Here is a 15,443-nt window from a genome sequence, read left to right on the forward strand (position 1 = left end):
GCCAAAAGCCCCGACCGGAAGATCGCGCCTCGCCTGGCGTTCTTCCCGGTCGGAGCTTTCGCATCCGCATATTCAGTGGTCCCGGTTCAGCAAATAACCCGCGATCTCCAGCAGCCGGTCCGGCTTGGCCAGTCCCGCTTGAAGCAGAGCGTCGGCCGCCTCGCTCGTCAGCTCGGAGACGCGTCTGCGGCTCTCGTCCAGCCCGAGCAAGTACGGATACGTCACCTTCTGCTGACGCTCGTCGCTCTTCACCGGCTTGCCCAGCTTCTCCTCCGACCCCGTCAAGTCGAGAATGTCGTCCTGGATCTGGAACGCCAGGCCGACATTGCGGCCGAAGCGGCCAAGCGCTTCCAGCTGGCGCTCGTTGGCCTCCGCCGCATGTCCGCCGGAACGCAGCGAGAAGGCGATCAGGTCGCTCGTCTTGTGCAGATGGATATGCTCGAGCTGATCAAGCGACGTTATCCCCTGCTCGCCGAGCATATCCGACACCTGTCCGCCGACCATGCCCGACAGCCCCGCATAGCGGGACAGCTCCCGGACGACGGCGAGCACCCGCTCCGCGGGCACGCCGGCTTCCGATGCCTGGGAGACGACGTGAAAAGCGTGCGTAAGCAGGCCGTCCCCGGCAAGAATCGCCATAGCCTCGCCGAACACTTTATGATTCGTCGGTCTGCCCCGACGATAGTCGTCGTTGTCCATAGCGGGCAGATCGTCATGAATGAGCGAATAGGTATGAATCATCTCGACCGCGCATGCGAAAGCCATCGCCTTGCCGGACGTCTCCTCCATGCCCGACACCGCTTCAGCGGCGGCCAGCGCCAGAATCGGCCGGAGCCGCTTGCCTCCGGCCAGCAAGGAATACTCCATCGCTTCGCGCAGCCGGCCCGGGACGGGCCAGTTCGCCGGAAAGACGCTCCGCAGCGCGGCTTCCACCCTTTCCCGCTGCTCCTGCAAATAAGTGTGCAATTCCACTGAAGTCTTCACGTCATAACCCCTCTGCTCTTCAACGCGTCTGTAGTCGAATCGTGCCCGCAGCTTACTCTTCCTTGCCTGCGGAGAACGGCTTGCGCTGCCAGCCGGCATCGCCTTCCACCAGCATTTCGATCCGGCGCTCGACCTGCTCGAGCTTCTGCCCGCACAGGCGGGACAGCGTCATTCCTTCCTGGAACAGCTCGATCGCCGTCTCCAACGGCACGTCTCCGCTCTCCAGCTTGGCTACGATCGTCTCGAGCTTCTCCATGGCCAGCTCGAACGACATGTCCGCAGCGCCGCTCTCCGCGGCTGCCGCTTTCTCTGCGCCGTTGTCAGCCATTCGTTTGCTCCTCTCCGTGTATTCCCCATATTTGACAATCCAATTTTCCGTCGGATAGACGAAGATGAAGGAGGTCGCCCGGTTGTACCTCGCGAATCGACCGAATCAGCTTCTTCTCCTGCTCGTCGTAAGCCAGACTGTAGCCGCGAACCATGACCTTAAGCGGGCTGAGCGCATCCAGCTGCCTGAGCGCAGAGCCGTAACGGCCCGCTCTGTCGCGAACGATCGCGTTCATGGCCAGCTCCAGCCCCTTCGAGGCAGCCGTCAGCCTCTGGCGAGCCTGGACGGCCTGCTGCCGCGGACGGACCGCCTGCAGACTTCCCTCGAGCCGCGTCCATCTCTCCTGCGCCCGGCTCTGCACAGCCCTCATCCGGTAACGCAGCGCTTCCTTCAGCCGATCCAGCCTCTCCGCCTGGGCGAGTAAGCTGCGCCGGGGCTGGGTAAAATAAGGCGACCGCGCCGCGTGCTGCCACCGCTCCCGGGCCGCAGCGAGCCGGCTTCGGAGCGCTCCGGCCATCCGCCGCTCCTGATGAGACAGCTCCTGCCTCAGCTCACCGATATGCCGAACCGCGATCTCGGCGGCGGCGGTTGGCGTCGCGGCGCGCACGTCCGCGGCGAAGTCCGAAATCGTATAATCCGTCTCGTGGCCGACCGCGGAGATGACCGGGATGCCGGAAGCCCGGATGGCCCGGGCGACCGCTTCCTCGTTAAACGCCCACAGCTCCTCCAGCGATCCCCCTCCGCGTCCGACGATCAGCAGATCCGCCTCTCCCAGCTCGTTCATCGCCTGAATGGCTCTGACGATGGAAGGCGCCGCACCGGTTCCCTGGACGGATACCGGGTACAGCAGCACATGCACGCCGGGGTTGCGCCGTTCCAGCGTAATCAGAATGTCCCGGACCGCAGCTCCCGTAGGCGAAGTAATAACGCCGACTGTGCGCGGATATCGGGGCAGCGGCCGCTTCTTCTCCGGATGGAACAGCCCTTCCTCCTCGAGCTTGCGCTTAAGCTGCTCGAAGGCGAGATACAGGCTGCCGATGCCGTCCGGCTGCATCGCAGTGACATAAAACTGATATTGGCCGTCCCGCTCGTAGACCGATATGCCTCCCCGAGCCAGCACCTTCGTGCCGTTCTTGGGAGCAAAGGGCAGCCGCTGGTTGTAGGACGCGAACATAATGCATTTTAAGCGAGCTCCGTCGTCCTTCAGCGTAAAATACATATGACCGCTGGAATGCAGCGTGAAATTCGATATCTCGCCCCTCAGCCAGACGTCCTGCAGGCCGGAATCGCCTTCCAGCTTGCTCTTGATCCGTCGGGTAATCTCGCGTATCGTGTACGCTTGCGCCGGTTCTCTCATCCGCAAGCCCCCTATGCGAGGGAGCGCTTGGCTGCCCTCAGCGTGTTGGCCATCAGCATCGTAATCGTCATCGGTCCGACGCCGCCCGGCACCGGCGTAATCCATCCCGCCCGCTGCAATGCGTCGTCGAAGTCGACGTCGCCGCACAGCTTGCCGTCGGGAAGCCGGTTGACGCCGACGTCAATGACGACAGCGCCCGGCTTGATCCATTCCTTCTTCACCAGCTTCGGCACGCCGACAGCTGCGACCAGAATGTCCGCCTGACTGGAAATCTCCGGCAAATTCGGCGTCCGCGAGTGACAGATCGTCACCGTGGCGTTCTCGCGAAGCAGCAGCATCGCGACCGGCTTGCCGACGATGTTGCTGCGGCCGATAACGACGGCATGCTTGCCGGCCGGATCGTTGCCCGTCCGCTTGAGCAGCTCGATTACGCCGGCGGGCGTACAGGGCAGCAGCGTGTCGTCCCCGATCATCAGGTTGCCGACGCTCTCCGGATGAAAGCCGTCCACATCCTTCTCCACCGCGATCGCGTCGATGATCGCCTTCTCCTCGATATGCTTCGGCAGCGGAAGCTGCACCAGAATGCCGTGAACCTTGGCCTCTTCGTTGTAGCGGGCGATTAAGCTCAGAAGCTCCTGCTGGGTCGTCTCGGCAGGCAGCCGGACGACCTCGGAATAATACCCGAGCTGCTCGCAAGCTTTCGCCTTATTGCGGACATACACTTGCGAAGCCGGATCCTCGCCGACGAGGATGACGACGAGGCCCGGAGTTACGCCCTCTCCCTTCAGCCGCTCCGCCTCCGCCTTGATCTCCTCGCGGATCGAATCGGATATTTTTTTGCCTTCGATCAATTGTGCGCTCACTTCCGGTCACTCTCCTCGGATTTGTTAGCTTCTCTCTCTTTCATCATCCGACCGAGAACCCCGTTGACGAACTTGCCGTTCTCTTCTCGGCCGAAATGCTTGGCCAGCTCGATCGCTTCGTTGATGACGACTTTAGGAGGAACGTCCTCCCGGTACAGCATCTCGTAAGCGGCGAGGCGCAAAATCTGCCGGTCGACCCGCGAAAGCCTGTCCACCTGCCATCCGGTCAAATAGACAGCCAGATGCTGATCGATCACCTGCAGCTTGTCCTGAACGCCTTGAACGAGCTCTCTCGTAAAGGCGTCGATGCTGCCGAGCTCCGTCACATCGGTCCCGATTTCGTTGTCCTGACGGGCTTCGTCCATTACCGTGTTCACGGCTTCCAGCCCGGTTACTCCGTTCATTTCGATCAGGTACAGGCTCTGTACCGCGATTTCCCTTGCCAGTCTGCGCTTCATGAGTCCTCCCGAATGTTTCGTGTCGTTGAAGCCCTGTTCGCCCTGCCTTCACATTTTTTCCGTAAATGTGCAAAAAATCCCATGCATTCGCAGGGATTATCGCGACCAGGGCCAACGGTCGGACATCCATTCCGTCAATCTCTCGATCGGAAAGATCGGACCCCGCCGTTCATCCTTCTGTTTGCCAATCCAATAACCGATGCCAATGAGCAATGCGCAAAACAGCATATCCCAAAATCCGCTGATCAAGTAGATGACGCCGAACAAGAGACCCGCCGCTATTCCTGCGATTCTGCCGCCGTAGGTTTCCAACCAAGCTTTCCACATAGGCGGTCCACCCTCCTATTCCACGCGGCTCTTAAAGGTAGCAGGCGCCTGCGTCACGTTCGCGATAAAGACCGATACCTCGGCAATGGGAATCCCTGTCGCCTCTTCCACCTGCTGGGCGACCGTGCGCTGCATCTCCTCGGACAATGCCGGGATCGACCCTTCGCCGTCCACGAAAGCCCGAATCATAATGCCCAGTCCCGCTTCGGACACTCTGACGCGCGCGCGCAAATCCTTGACGCCCCGCGTCCGCGACGCGGCCTTCAGCGCCAGATTCTCGACCGTCTCCACCGAGATGCGAATATCTCCATGCTCCGTCCGTTGATTGATTGACGGAGCGGTATGTCCGTCTCTGCGAACCGATACGATCAGGAAGCGGAGACTGACGATCAGAAGCAGGATCGACACCGCGATCACCGTCCACTGTACCGCCCGTACGCCGCCGGTAAAATCGGATACGACCTCCCGGAGCCACGCCTCGGAAAATCCCCCGCTAGCCGCTACGATCGCCACGATCGAAGCGACGCCGATCGCCAAACTGTACAATAACAGAAGCAGCCTGTCCAGCACTTTAGTCAACGAATGAGCCCTCCCTGTTCCCGGATACAATGATGCGCTCCGTGATCGCGAAAAGGCCTCTGCGAGAGTTGTCCCGCAGGTACTCTCGTCAGAGGGCCGTCTTCCGCAGATCGGAGCTGCTGCCCGTCGCCGCTGACCAACAGGAGCGGCTAGCCGTTATCGGACACGTGCATGGGCTTCTTCTTCTTCTGGTTTCTCGCTCGTCTTGAAGTGAACGTCATGAATATGTACGTTGACCTCCACGACGTTCAATCCCGTCATCGATTCGATCGAGCGCTTGACGTTCCGTTGAATTTCGCTTGAAATTTCCGGAATTTTGCGGCCGTAGTGCACGATGATCGAGACGTCTACGGCAGCTTCGCGCTGCCCGACCTCCACCCTGACGCCTTTGGACAGGTTTTTGCGTCCGAGCAATTCAGCTATGCCGGACGACAGGCCCCCGCTCATGCCGGCGACGCCGTCCACTTCTACGGTGGCCAATCCGGCGATCACCTCGATGACCTCCGGCGCGATCTCGATCGTGCCGAGATCGGTCTTTTCGTAATCCGGGGCTATCATTTCCATTTCGCAGTTCCACCTCCATATCCCGGACCTATTCGCGTAAGTCCGAGCGTCCGCCTTCACTACTTATAAATATAGCATTCCCGGATTATTATGACAAACGCTTGGCCCGATTTTTTGTTCCGCGAGAGCGGAAGGACAACATCCTCAGGTCAAGGTTCGAGATTCAGATCGTGCTCCTCCAGGAACTTGATGTCGAAGGTGCCTTTGTTGAAGAGCGGGTGATTCATCAGCTTCAGATGGAACGGAATCGTCGTCTTCACGCCCTCGACGATGAATTCGCTCAGCGCGCGTCGGGTTCTCGCGATCGCTTCCTCGCGCGTCGGCGCCCAGACGATCAGCTTGGCGACCATCGAATCGTAATGCGGCGATATGACGTATTGCGGATAAACCGCGCTGTCCACCCGTACGCCCGGTCCTCCCGGCGGGAGATAGAAACCGACGCGGCCCGCGGATGGCATGAAGTTGCGTTCCGGGTCCTCCGCGTTAATCCGGCATTCGATCGACCATCCGTCGAGCCGCACGTCCTCCTGCTTGAAGGAGAGCGGATGACCTTCGGCGATCGAGATCATTTCCTTGATCAAGTCGATGCCGGTAATCATCTCCGTCACGGGATGCTCGACCTGGATGCGGGTATTCATCTCCATAAAGTAGAAGCTGCCGTCCGGTCCGAGCAAATATTCGATCGTCCCGGCCCCGGAATAATTCACGGCGCGCGCCGCGCGGACGGACGCCTGGCCCATGCGCTCGCGCAGCTCCGGCGTCATAATCGCGCACGGAGCTTCCTCGACGAGCTTCTGGCGGCGGCGCTGCACCGAGCAGTCCCGCTCGCCGAGGTGCGCCACATTGCCGTGCTTGTCGGCGATAATCTGGATCTCGACGTGCTTCATCCCCGTCAAATACTTCTCCAGATAGACGCCGGCGTTGCCGAACGCCTTTTCCGCCTCCTGCTGCGCGGTCGTGATTTCCCGAATCAGCGTCTCCTCGTTCTCCGCGATGCGGATGCCGCGCCCGCCGCCTCCGGCGGTCGCCTTGATGATGACCGGGTACCCGATCTCGCGGGCGACGCGAATAGCGTCGTCCAGATCTTCCAGCAGGCCGTCGGAGCCGGGAATGACGGGAACGTCGGCGTCCTTCATCGTCTGCTTGGCGACGGACTTGTCCCCCATGCGGCTGATCGCCTCGGAGGAAGGCCCGATGAACGTAATATTGCACGACTCGCAGATCTCCGCGAAATCGGCGTTTTCCGAAAGAAATCCGTAGCCCGGATGAATGGCGTCGCACTCTGTCAACGTGGCCACGCTCATAATATTCGTCAAATTCAGGTAGCTGTCCTTGGTCGCGGTCGGGCCGATGCAATACGCCTCGTCGGCCAGTCTCACGTGCAGAGACTCCCGATCGGCTTCGGAATAAACCGCGACCGCCGTAATGCCCAGCTCCCGGCACGCGCGAATGATCCTCACCGCGATCTCGCCGCGATTGGCAACCAATATTTTGTTAAATTTCAAAGCGAAGTCCTCCTCGGGATTATTCCGGCTTTACTAGGAATAGCGGTTGGCCGAACTCGACAAGCTGTCCGTTCTCCACGAGAATGTCCACGATTTCTCCTTTGACTTCCGCTTCCAGAGGATTCATCAGCTTCATCGCTTCCAGAATGCACACGACCGTCTTCTCGGAGACCTTGTCGCCGATGTTCACGAAAGGCGGAGCTTCCGGCGACGGCGAACGATAGAACGTGCCGACCATCGGCGAGACGATCCGATGCAGATTGGAGGTGTCGGCCGCCGGGGCCGCTTTGGCCTCCTCGGCTGGCGCGGGGTGCGCCGCAGCCGGAGCCGTCTGCGCCACCGGAGTCTGAGGAAGATATGTAGGAGGGTAGGAAGGCGCTTGCACGTTGACGACTTCGGTCCGGCCCGGTTTGCGGATCGACAGACGCATGCCCTCGTTTTCGATTTCCAATTCTTGTACGGTCGTTTGGTCTACCAATTTGATCAATTCTTTGATTTCGCTCAGCTTAAACATCTTGGTCACTCCTTGATTCGGGAATTTCCCCGTCTGAAGAACGTATCTTCGTAAGCTAATCTTATTCGAGCCCACAACGGGATTATTATACCATAAACGTTAGAAATGGAAAGGGTCAGCGGTTTGCCCCCGGTCAGCGGCGCGCCGGCCCAGATCGCCAAGCCCCTCTCAAGCGCGAAGAGGGCTGCCGGAAAACAGATCGGAGATCCGCTTCCGAGGCAGCCCTGCCTCCGTTATAGTTCCCTGCCGCGACAATCTCCGGATCAATCCACGTACTGGACGCTGATCCGCTCGGGTCCGACGTTAAGCTCTTTCGTCGCCATGTCGATAATGCCGATCGCCTGCTTCTTCTCGAGCTTGTCGCTGAGCACGATCACTTTGAATTTGGAATCGACCTCGTCGACGACGGCGTTGTCGAAGTCTTGAAGCAGCTTCTCCTGCAGGCTCGTAATCCGGGCGTCGAGGTCCTCCAGACGATCGAGCTCCTCGGCGGCGGCCGTCGCCTCTTCCTGGCTCGCCTTCGTATTGCCGATAATCGCGCTGAGCTCCTCCGCCCGTTGGCTGACCTTGTTCAAGCGCTCGTAGGCGATTTGCTCCAGCCGGTCGTTGCCGGCGGCGTTGGCGATGCCCCGGATGACCTCCTGATCCTCCGGCGACAGCTCGCCGTCCGATCCGGCCGCTCCCGTCTCGGCGTCGGCCGAATCCCCGGTCAGCTGATCGACCTGCGTCACCGTGACGCCGTCCGGATCGATGACGGGCGTGTTGCCGGCGTCTTCGACGATCCCGCTCGTTCCGCCGGCGGCATTGTTCGCGGACGGAACGTCCTCGCTGAATAAATAATAGGCGGACAGGATGACCATCAGGCTAAGCATCGATACGAGCCAGATCGTTTGGCGTTTGTTGTTCATTGTTCCATTCCTCCCGGGTTTTTCGATATTTTGTGGACTCGTTACGCGAACGTTACGTTTTGCGGGGGACGACGGACACGCGATGAATCGGCACGTCAAGCCCGCTGGATACCGCCTCCGCGATCAGCTTCTTGACCGTGATGTTCTCCGCGCCTTTGGCGACGATCATCACCCCGCGAATCCGCGGCTTGATCTTCTTCACGACGATCGGAGACTGAACGCCGGACGAGACCTCGTACAGCACGACCTGACCGTCCTTGGAAATGTCCGTAATGTGCCGTTTGGCGCCGTTGCGGTCTGTCTCGTCCGTAATCGTCTGCATCTGCTTCTCGTTCAGCTGCACGACCGTCTCTTCCGTCGAATCGACCGTGACGAGAATGTCGACGGTGCCGACTCCGACGATTTTTTCCAGCATTCCTTTCAGCCGGCTCTCGAACTCCGCTTCGATATCGGCGAACGTCGTGAGGCCCTTGTCGTCCCCCCCTCCGAGGAACGTCTCCTGCTGCGGAACATCCTCGTCCCTCGGAGGCGAGAAGTCCGGAGCCTTGGAGGGATCCACCGTCTTGATGTTCATCAGGGAAGCCGCGAGCATCATGGCGGCGCCGATCAGCCCGACCAGCACTAGCCAGCGGAACGTCTTGACTCTCCGTGCGCCCCCCGAGCCTCCGCCAATGTAGGCTTCGAGCCGCTCCAGCCAATTCGCCATGTCACAGACCACTCCTCACCTGTCTGCCGCGCAGCTTAGACTTCGCCCGGCAGCTTGACTTCGACGATTCCCGGCGCGAGCCCGAACCGTTCCGATACGAGCGACTTGACGCTCATTCGAGTCGCCCGGTCCAGCTCCCCGTCGGCGCCGTTTTCGCCGGCCATGACGGTGCGGTTGGGCTCGTCTCCCCGCGTCTTCGCCCCCCCGACCTCGACTTCGATCTCGACGTCCGCCACCGCTTCCACTTCCACCTCCCGGATCGGATCGCCGCCGGCGCCGGACGCGCCGGCTTCCGCAGCTTGCGCCGCGGCGTCCGGCTCCAGCTCGATCGAGACCTTCGCGACCGCCAGAGAGCCGTCGGACACTTTCTCCAGATCGACGTCGACCCGGCGAACCGCTCGTTCTCCCGTCCGCTCCACCTCGCTCCGGATCTCGGACTCGAGCCTGGCGGCGGCCAGATCGGCCGCTTGCGCCAGCCGGCTCTCGCGCAGCTTCGCTCCTTCCGCCTCGATCATGGCCAGCTGTCTTGGCGCGCCTGCCGGCGTGCTCTCGACCGCCTGCAGTCCTTCCGACAGCTTGCTGCCGAAATCTCCTTTGATCCATTGGATCACCGGAGTCGCCACCGTCAGCAGAATGAACAGTCCGGCGACGAGCCTCACGTAGCGCTGCATCGTCCGGTTCGGCAGCAGCAAGTCGATGAGCGATGCGAGCAGAATAACCGCGATCACTTGCCTGAGCCAGCCCGACAACCCCTCCATCATATCCATCCCGCGGTCGCCTCCCTCCTCATCGAATCATCAGGGCGGCGTTGCCCGCCGTCAGAATGATCGTCACCGCCAGGAAAAACATCAGTCCGACGGAGGCGAGCGCGGCGAAAACGTAGATCAGCGTCTTGCCGATCGTCTGCAGGCAGTGAACGATCGGCGTATCGCCCAGCGGCTGCATGACCGCCCCCGCCAGGTTGTAGATCACCGCGAGCGTCAGAATCTTCAAGGCGGGGAAAGCGCACAGGAAGATCAGAACGATGACTCCCGCCAGCCCGACTGCGTTCTTGACGAGCAGGCTGGCCGACATGACGGTATCCGTCGCGTCGGAGAACATCTTGCCGACGACCGGCACGAAATTGCCGGTAACGAATTTCGCCGTGCGGAGCGCCACGCCGTCCGCGACCGCTCCGGTCGCTCCCTGAACCGACAGCACGCCGAGGAAGACGGTCAGCAGAATGCCGAGCAGCCCGACGCCCGCATTGCGGAGCAGATTGGCAAGCTGCGTCGCCTTGTACCTCTCGGTCATCGCGCTCACGAGATGAAGCACCGCCGAGAAGAACAGCAGCGGGAACACGACCAGATGCACAAGCGTTCCGATCGTATGAATCATGAAGACGATAAGCGGGTGGAGCACGGCGACCGAAGTTACCCCCCCGGTGCCCGCCAGCAGCGTCAGCAGCAGCGGCACCATGGCCAGCATGAACTGCACCATGTTGCCGATCGCCTCGGCCGCGTAGACGATCGCCGTTCGGAAGCTGTTCACCGCCAGGATGATGACGACCAGATAAGCGATGCCGTAGGCGACCTTGCTGACGGCGTTCCGCTCGAACGCGCTCTGCATCGTCTCGAGCAGCATCGTGAACACGGTCAGCAGGACGATCGTCACGAGCAGCTTCCCGCTGTAAAGCACCTCGTGCAGGAAAAATTTCGCCAGGCCGGACAGCACCTGTCCGACGCTCATGCCTTCCCCTTCGGGAAACATCAGCTGCTTCAGCTCCGGCAGCTTGCCCTCGGGAAAATATCCGCCGTATTCCGACTTCAGATTGTTCCAGTACTGCTGAATGCGCCCCAGCTCAAGCTCCTCGCTCTGTCGGCGCGCCAGATCGTCGGACAGCCGTTCCGGCTCCTCGACCGCCGGCTGCCCCCCGGTCGCGGACGTCCCCGCGCTTGCCATGGCGACCGCGGCTTCTGCGAACAGGAACACGAGCAGCGTCATCATCGGCAGCAACAGCGCGAGTCCCTTTCCCGTTCGCCTCATCCCGTTGTCCTCCCCTATCGGCATCCGTCAAGCCGGCAGCAGATTCAGCACCGTTTCGACGATGACGCTGATGATGGGTACCGCCATGACGAGAATGAGCATTTTTCCGGCAAATTCAATTTTCGTCGCGATGCTTTCCAGCCCCGCATCGCGGACGATCTGGGCGCCGAATTCCGCGACGTACGCGATGCCGATAATTTTCAGCATCGTCTTCAGATAGACCGAAGGAATGCCCGACCGATCGGCAAGCTCCTCAAGCACGGAGATGACGTCGTCGATCTTTCCCACGAAAGCGAGGAAGATCCCGACCCCCACGAAGGCGGCGAGCAGATAGGCGAACATCGGCTTCTGTTCGCGGATGACTAGAATCAGCACGGTCGCCAGAAAGCCGATCCCGACGATCTGAAGTATGTCCATCCATCCCACCTACTGGAACAGGAAAATGGTCTTGATTTCCTGAAACAAGTCGTTAAGCATGCGTACGACCATGAACAGCACGACGACGAACCCGATCAGCGTCACCCAGTGCGCCATATCTTCCTTGCCCATCTGCTTCAACACCGTATGGATCATCGCCACGATAATGCCGATGCCGGCGATTTGAAAGATGGTGCTGATATCGATGTTCATCGCTATGGCCTCCTAATTCTCCAACGAAATGCTTCAGGCCGGAATTGCCCGCTCCGTCTAAATCATCAGAATGACGACCAGCGCCGCCCCCAGCATGCCGAGGCTGCGGCTCAGCTTCTCGTATTTGCGCTGATCCTCCCGGGCGGCCGCTTCCTCCGCCTGCAGTTGATGGAAGGCGAGCCTCAGATGCTTGAGCTGATCCTCCCGGCCGCTCCCCCCGAGCGACGCGCCGAGTCTGAGCGCCGCTTCCTTCTCCGGGAGCTTCATCGCCGTGGCCGGCCAGAACTCGTGGATCGCCTTCTCCCAGCAGTCCCGCACCGTTTCCCCGGATCGCGCCTCCTCTCCCGAGAGCGAGCCCGAGATTCTCGCGAACATCGCGGACAGCGGCTTAGGAACGGCGGCGGCGATTCGATCCAGCGCTTCGGGCAGCGGGGTTCTGCCGTAGCCGATCTCCGTCTCCAGACGCTGCAGCGCGTGAAGCAGCTCGCGGATCTGCCGCGGCCTGGCCGAGTACCGGGCGGATTGCACGAGCCCGATCATCGTTCCTGCGAACAGGACGAGCAGTACGCCGATGAACTTAAACATGGCCGCCTCCCTCTCTCCTTCCTTCGTTCGGGGATCGGATCACCGGCATCGGACGCGGCTTCACCGTCATCTGGGCCGTCGCCCCCCGCGCCCCTCCCTCGTTGTCCCGCTCCGACGGTTCGGCTTCGCGTACGGGAGCGTCTCTCGGCAGCGATGCGCCCGTTCTCGAACCGTTGCGAACAGCCTCGCGCTCCGCCTCCTGCGACAGGACGATCCGATGCTTCACGCCGCCTCCCGACTTGGACAAGAACACGTAAGCGCCGAAAACCCCTTCCGCCGCCAGCTTGCCGAGCGCCGGCCTGGCCAGCACGTCGGCCAAATCGGCCGCATGGGCGGTCGCCAGCACGCGCACCCCGGCATGGATCGCCTCGCGGATCGCCTCCGCGTCCTCCGCCCTGCCGATCTCGTCGACGACGAGCACTTCCGGCGACATCGAGCGGAGCATCATCATCATGCCTTCCGCCTTCGGACAGGCGTCCAGAACGTCGCAGCGGGGACCCAGGTCGAAGGTCGGCACCCCCCGCTCGCATGCGGCGATCTCCGAACGCTCGTCCACGATGCCGACTTTGCGGCTACCCCAGCCTTGCGCGGCAGGATGATGCCAGCTCCCCGAGCTGATGCAGCGGGCCAGATCGCGGATCAGCGTTGTCTTGCCCTGTTGGGGCGGGGAGACGATCAGCGTGTGGCGTATCGTTCTGGCCCGCATATCCAGCAATCCGGGCAGCACCTGCCCGCCGAAGCCGGCGCGCGCCCGCGCAATCCGGACGTTGAAGCCGGCGATATCCTTCAGATGGGAGACGGCGCCTCCGTCCAGCACGGCGCGGCCGACCAAGCCGATGCGATGGCCCCCGGAGACGGTCATGTACCCCCGGCGCAGCTCCTCCTCCGCTGCGTAGATAGAATGGTTCGTAATTCGCTCCAGCAGCGCGCGGCACGGGTCCCTTCCCGGGAGATAGGCTTCCCCGCTGCGATCCGTCAACGAGCCGTCCTCCCGGACGAACGAATAACGGTTTCCGTAGCCGACCTCCAGCGGCCGGCTCTCGCGAATGCGAATCTCTTCCAGCGACTCCTTGGCGAGCTCGGGCATTCGTTCCAGCACCGAGCGCAAGGCAGTCGGAAACAGCTCCATGATCGGTTGCGGCAAGTTGACCCCCCTCTTCGCCGGTAATCGATTATTGCTTGTTCATATGTATGCTTGGACCGCCGGATTATGCCTGCTTGGCCGACGCTCCGGCAGGCCTCATTTTCTGAGGATTCCTATTAACAAACAGCCGACGCCTGCGAGAATCCAGACGAATTTGGAAGGCGAGAGCTTGTCCGCCAAGCCGACCAGGCCGATCGTCGTCGTCGAGATCAGAATGAGCGGGCCGACCAGCGCGAGCATCGAATTGACCGCCAGCGCCTTCTGCACGTCGTTAAGCCGAAGCATAATAATCGCGGCGATCAATTCGACGCTGCCGGATAGCACCCGCAGCATCGCCATGCTGAATGCCGCCTTGTCCACAGAACATTCCTCCTTATCGTTGCCTTGCCGAGTCGCGGTCGTCTTCGCGCTACTATCTTTATGCCGGCCTCCCCGATAACTTGTCTCTTTCGTTGGCAATCCGGCAGACATTTTTGAAAGAGTTGGGAGAATCGGGAGCGTCACCCTTTTCTGGGCGAACGCATATATTACTCGGGTATTAAACCTTGCTGCGAACGAGGAGAGTTGAGTATGCGGAATACGACCTTACCGTCGGAGTGGCCCGTTCTGTTGACCGATCCCAGCGGGCGAAGAGCCGCCAAGCCCCGCCTGACGGGCCGCACGATGGTGCTGGACAAAGGCTTGGGCCTGAACGCCTTCGAAGATCTGCTAAGTCTGTCGGGAGATTATATCGATATCGTCAAATTCGGCTTCGGCACGTCTCCGCTGTATCCCCTGCCGATTCTGAAGCGGAAGATCGACATGGCCGCGCAATACGGAATCTCGGTTATACCGGGGGGCACCTTGCTGGAGGCTGCGGTGAAGCTCGACGTCGTTCCGGGCTTTTTTCGCCAGGTGCTGGCCATGCGGTTTACCGGAATTGAGGTGTCGGACGGCACGATCGACCTGGAGCGCGGCTTGCGGAGCGACCTGATCCGCGAAGCGAAAAGCCTCGGCCTGCAGGTATTCACGGAGTACGGCAAAAAGCAGTCCGGCTCGCGAATCGACTGCGACGACCTGGCCGCCACCGCCGAACAGGATTTCGAATGCGGGGCGGATCTGGTCACCGTGGAGGCGAGGGAATCCGGCATCGGCGTTGGGCTGTTCGACGAGAACGGCGCTTGCCGGGAGGAGGATCTGGCCCGCATTCGGCAGGCGATGCCCAATCAGGATCGGATTTTGTGGGAGGCTCCGCTGAAGGAGCAGCAAGTCGCCCTGCTCAAGGCGATCGGCCCGGGCGTCAACCTCGGCAACGTCCCGATTCAGGACGTTCTCGCGCTCGAAACGATGCGCCGGGGACTCCGTTCCGATACGTTCGAGCTGCACAAGACTCCCTACCTCGATTACATGATCTGACGCCGCCCTTGATCGGCGACGACAAACAAGCCTCGCGTTCTAAACGCGAGGCTTGTTCCATATCGTGTACCATCTGACTTATGTGGGAGCGTGACCCGGGTGATATACGGAGAATTGGTGCTCGTCGCGCTCATCGTGATCGGGCTGATCGGCCGCTCGTCGATCATTACGACGGCCGCCTGCATTCTGCTGATCGTCAAGCTCACTCACCTCGACCGCTATCTTCCCGCCATCGAAAGAAGAGGAATCGAGCTCGGACTGCTCTTCCTGACGCTCGCCGTTCTCGTACCCTTCGCTTCCGGCCGAATTCAGCCCAAGGACATCCTCGAAGCCTTCTCCGGCTGGCTCGGCTGGGTGGCGCTGATCGGCGGCGCGATCGGCGCCTACTTGAACAGCAGGGGGCTCGACACGCTGAAGGCCGATCCGCAGCTGATCGTCGGCATCGTCATCGGCTCGATCGCAGGCGTCGTGCTGCTGCGCGGCATCCCCGTCGGTCCGCTCATGGCCGCCGGCATTACCGCCGTCATCGTCAAGCTGGTGCAGCTGCTGGCGGGGAAATAAAAAAAGGGCT

General features: G+C 61.2%; 21 protein-coding genes. 2 read left to right on the plus strand and 19 right to left on the minus strand.

The features are described 5' to 3' along the window. Positions 1-72: 72 nt before the first annotated feature. The 19 genes from ACFO3S_RS13125 to ACFO3S_RS13215 all read right to left on the minus strand — a co-directional run bounded on the left by ACFO3S_RS13125 (position 73) and on the right by ACFO3S_RS13215 (position 13,837). Positions 73-984 carry a polyprenyl synthetase family protein gene (locus ACFO3S_RS13125; protein WP_378096495.1) on the minus strand — a complete coding sequence of 304 codons (912 nt, stop codon included), beginning with the start codon at positions 982-984 and terminating at the stop codon, positions 73-75. Between the two features lie 52 nt (positions 985-1,036). Next, positions 1,037-1,312, minus strand: coding sequence for an exodeoxyribonuclease VII small subunit (xseB, locus tag ACFO3S_RS13130; protein WP_378096498.1), 276 nt, complete (start codon positions 1,310-1,312; stop codon positions 1,037-1,039). Next, positions 1,305-2,669, minus strand: a complete 1,365-nt coding sequence (gene xseA, locus ACFO3S_RS13135; protein ID WP_378096501.1) for an exodeoxyribonuclease VII large subunit — start codon at positions 2,667-2,669, stop codon at positions 1,305-1,307. The genes xseB and xseA overlap by 8 nt, the downstream gene beginning before the upstream one ends. Positions 2,670-2,680: 11 nt before the next feature. Continuing rightward, on the minus strand, positions 2,681-3,532 hold the full coding sequence (gene folD / locus ACFO3S_RS13140) for a bifunctional methylenetetrahydrofolate dehydrogenase/methenyltetrahydrofolate cyclohydrolase FolD (protein ID WP_378096504.1): 852 nt from the start codon (positions 3,530-3,532) through the stop codon (positions 2,681-2,683). Next, the gene (nusB, locus tag ACFO3S_RS13145; protein WP_378096507.1) at positions 3,529-3,990 is read right to left on the minus strand and encodes a transcription antitermination factor NusB; all 462 of its coding nucleotides are present in this window, start codon (positions 3,988-3,990) and stop codon (positions 3,529-3,531) included. The genes folD and nusB overlap by 4 nt, the downstream gene beginning before the upstream one ends. 96 nt (positions 3,991-4,086) lie before the next feature. Next, positions 4,087-4,317 carry a DUF2273 domain-containing protein gene (locus tag ACFO3S_RS13150; RefSeq protein WP_378096510.1) on the minus strand — a complete coding sequence of 77 codons (231 nt, stop codon included), beginning with the start codon at positions 4,315-4,317 and terminating at the stop codon, positions 4,087-4,089. A gap of 15 nt (positions 4,318-4,332) precedes the next feature. Next, the gene (gene amaP / locus ACFO3S_RS13155; RefSeq protein WP_378096513.1) at positions 4,333-4,896 is read right to left on the minus strand and encodes an alkaline shock response membrane anchor protein AmaP; all 564 of its coding nucleotides are present in this window, start codon (positions 4,894-4,896) and stop codon (positions 4,333-4,335) included. A 156-nt stretch (positions 4,897-5,052) separates the two neighbouring features. Beyond that, a complete protein-coding gene (locus tag ACFO3S_RS13160; RefSeq protein ID WP_378096516.1) occupies positions 5,053-5,460 on the minus strand; it encodes an Asp23/Gls24 family envelope stress response protein in 408 nt (135 codons plus the stop codon). 149 nt (positions 5,461-5,609) lie between these two features. Continuing rightward, positions 5,610-6,965 carry an acetyl-CoA carboxylase biotin carboxylase subunit gene (gene accC, locus ACFO3S_RS13165; RefSeq protein WP_378096519.1) on the minus strand — a complete coding sequence of 452 codons (1,356 nt, stop codon included), beginning with the start codon at positions 6,963-6,965 and terminating at the stop codon, positions 5,610-5,612. 19 nt (positions 6,966-6,984) lie between these two features. Continuing rightward, positions 6,985-7,479 (minus strand): acetyl-CoA carboxylase biotin carboxyl carrier protein, encoded by a 495-nt coding sequence (gene accB, locus ACFO3S_RS13170; protein ID WP_378096521.1) that lies wholly within the window; start codon positions 7,477-7,479, stop codon positions 6,985-6,987. 263 nt (positions 7,480-7,742) lie between these two features. Beyond that, positions 7,743-8,387 carry a SpoIIIAH-like family protein gene (locus ACFO3S_RS13175; protein ID WP_378096524.1) on the minus strand — a complete coding sequence of 215 codons (645 nt, stop codon included), beginning with the start codon at positions 8,385-8,387 and terminating at the stop codon, positions 7,743-7,745. A 52-nt stretch (positions 8,388-8,439) separates the two neighbouring features. Next, complete coding sequence (gene spoIIIAG, locus ACFO3S_RS13180; RefSeq protein ID WP_378096527.1) at positions 8,440-9,093, minus strand: stage III sporulation protein AG; 654 nt, start codon at positions 9,091-9,093, stop codon at positions 8,440-8,442. 35 nt (positions 9,094-9,128) lie between these two features. Further along, positions 9,129-9,860 carry a stage III sporulation protein AF gene (locus ACFO3S_RS13185; protein WP_378096530.1) on the minus strand — a complete coding sequence of 244 codons (732 nt, stop codon included), beginning with the start codon at positions 9,858-9,860 and terminating at the stop codon, positions 9,129-9,131. A gap of 19 nt (positions 9,861-9,879) precedes the next feature. Further along, the gene (spoIIIAE, locus tag ACFO3S_RS13190) at positions 9,880-11,118 is read right to left on the minus strand and encodes a stage III sporulation protein AE (RefSeq protein ID WP_378096533.1); all 1,239 of its coding nucleotides are present in this window, start codon (positions 11,116-11,118) and stop codon (positions 9,880-9,882) included. A gap of 27 nt (positions 11,119-11,145) precedes the next feature. After that, a complete protein-coding gene (spoIIIAD, locus tag ACFO3S_RS13195; RefSeq protein ID WP_378096536.1) occupies positions 11,146-11,535 on the minus strand; it encodes a stage III sporulation protein AD in 390 nt (129 codons plus the stop codon). Between the two features lie 9 nt (positions 11,536-11,544). After that, positions 11,545-11,748 (minus strand): stage III sporulation protein AC, encoded by a 204-nt coding sequence (gene spoIIIAC, locus ACFO3S_RS13200; protein ID WP_094050916.1) that lies wholly within the window; start codon positions 11,746-11,748, stop codon positions 11,545-11,547. A 57-nt stretch (positions 11,749-11,805) separates the two neighbouring features. Beyond that, a complete protein-coding gene (spoIIIAB, locus tag ACFO3S_RS13205) occupies positions 11,806-12,333 on the minus strand; it encodes a stage III sporulation protein SpoIIIAB (protein ID WP_378096539.1) in 528 nt (175 codons plus the stop codon). Continuing rightward, positions 12,326-13,477: a stage III sporulation protein AA gene (gene spoIIIAA / locus ACFO3S_RS13210; RefSeq protein WP_378096542.1), complete on the minus strand. Its 1,152-nt coding sequence runs from the start codon at positions 13,475-13,477 to the stop codon at positions 12,326-12,328. The genes spoIIIAB and spoIIIAA overlap by 8 nt, the downstream gene beginning before the upstream one ends. A 96-nt stretch (positions 13,478-13,573) precedes the next feature. Then, the gene (locus ACFO3S_RS13215; RefSeq protein WP_378096545.1) at positions 13,574-13,837 is read right to left on the minus strand and encodes a YqhV family protein; all 264 of its coding nucleotides are present in this window, start codon (positions 13,835-13,837) and stop codon (positions 13,574-13,576) included. Positions 13,838-14,047: 210 nt separating this feature from the next. Here ACFO3S_RS13215 and comA point away from each other — a divergent pair, with 210 nt between their 5' ends. Beyond that, a complete protein-coding gene (comA, locus tag ACFO3S_RS13220; RefSeq protein WP_378096548.1) occupies positions 14,048-14,872 on the plus strand; it encodes a phosphosulfolactate synthase in 825 nt (274 codons plus the stop codon). A gap of 102 nt (positions 14,873-14,974) precedes the next feature. Next, on the plus strand, positions 14,975-15,433 hold the full coding sequence (locus ACFO3S_RS13225; protein WP_378096743.1) for a DUF441 domain-containing protein: 459 nt from the start codon (positions 14,975-14,977) through the stop codon (positions 15,431-15,433). Positions 15,434-15,443: the final 10 nt, after the last annotated feature.

Source organism: Cohnella hongkongensis (assembly GCF_042654645.1).
Classification (GTDB): domain Bacteria; phylum Bacillota; class Bacilli; order Paenibacillales; family Paenibacillaceae; genus Cohnella; species Cohnella hongkongensis.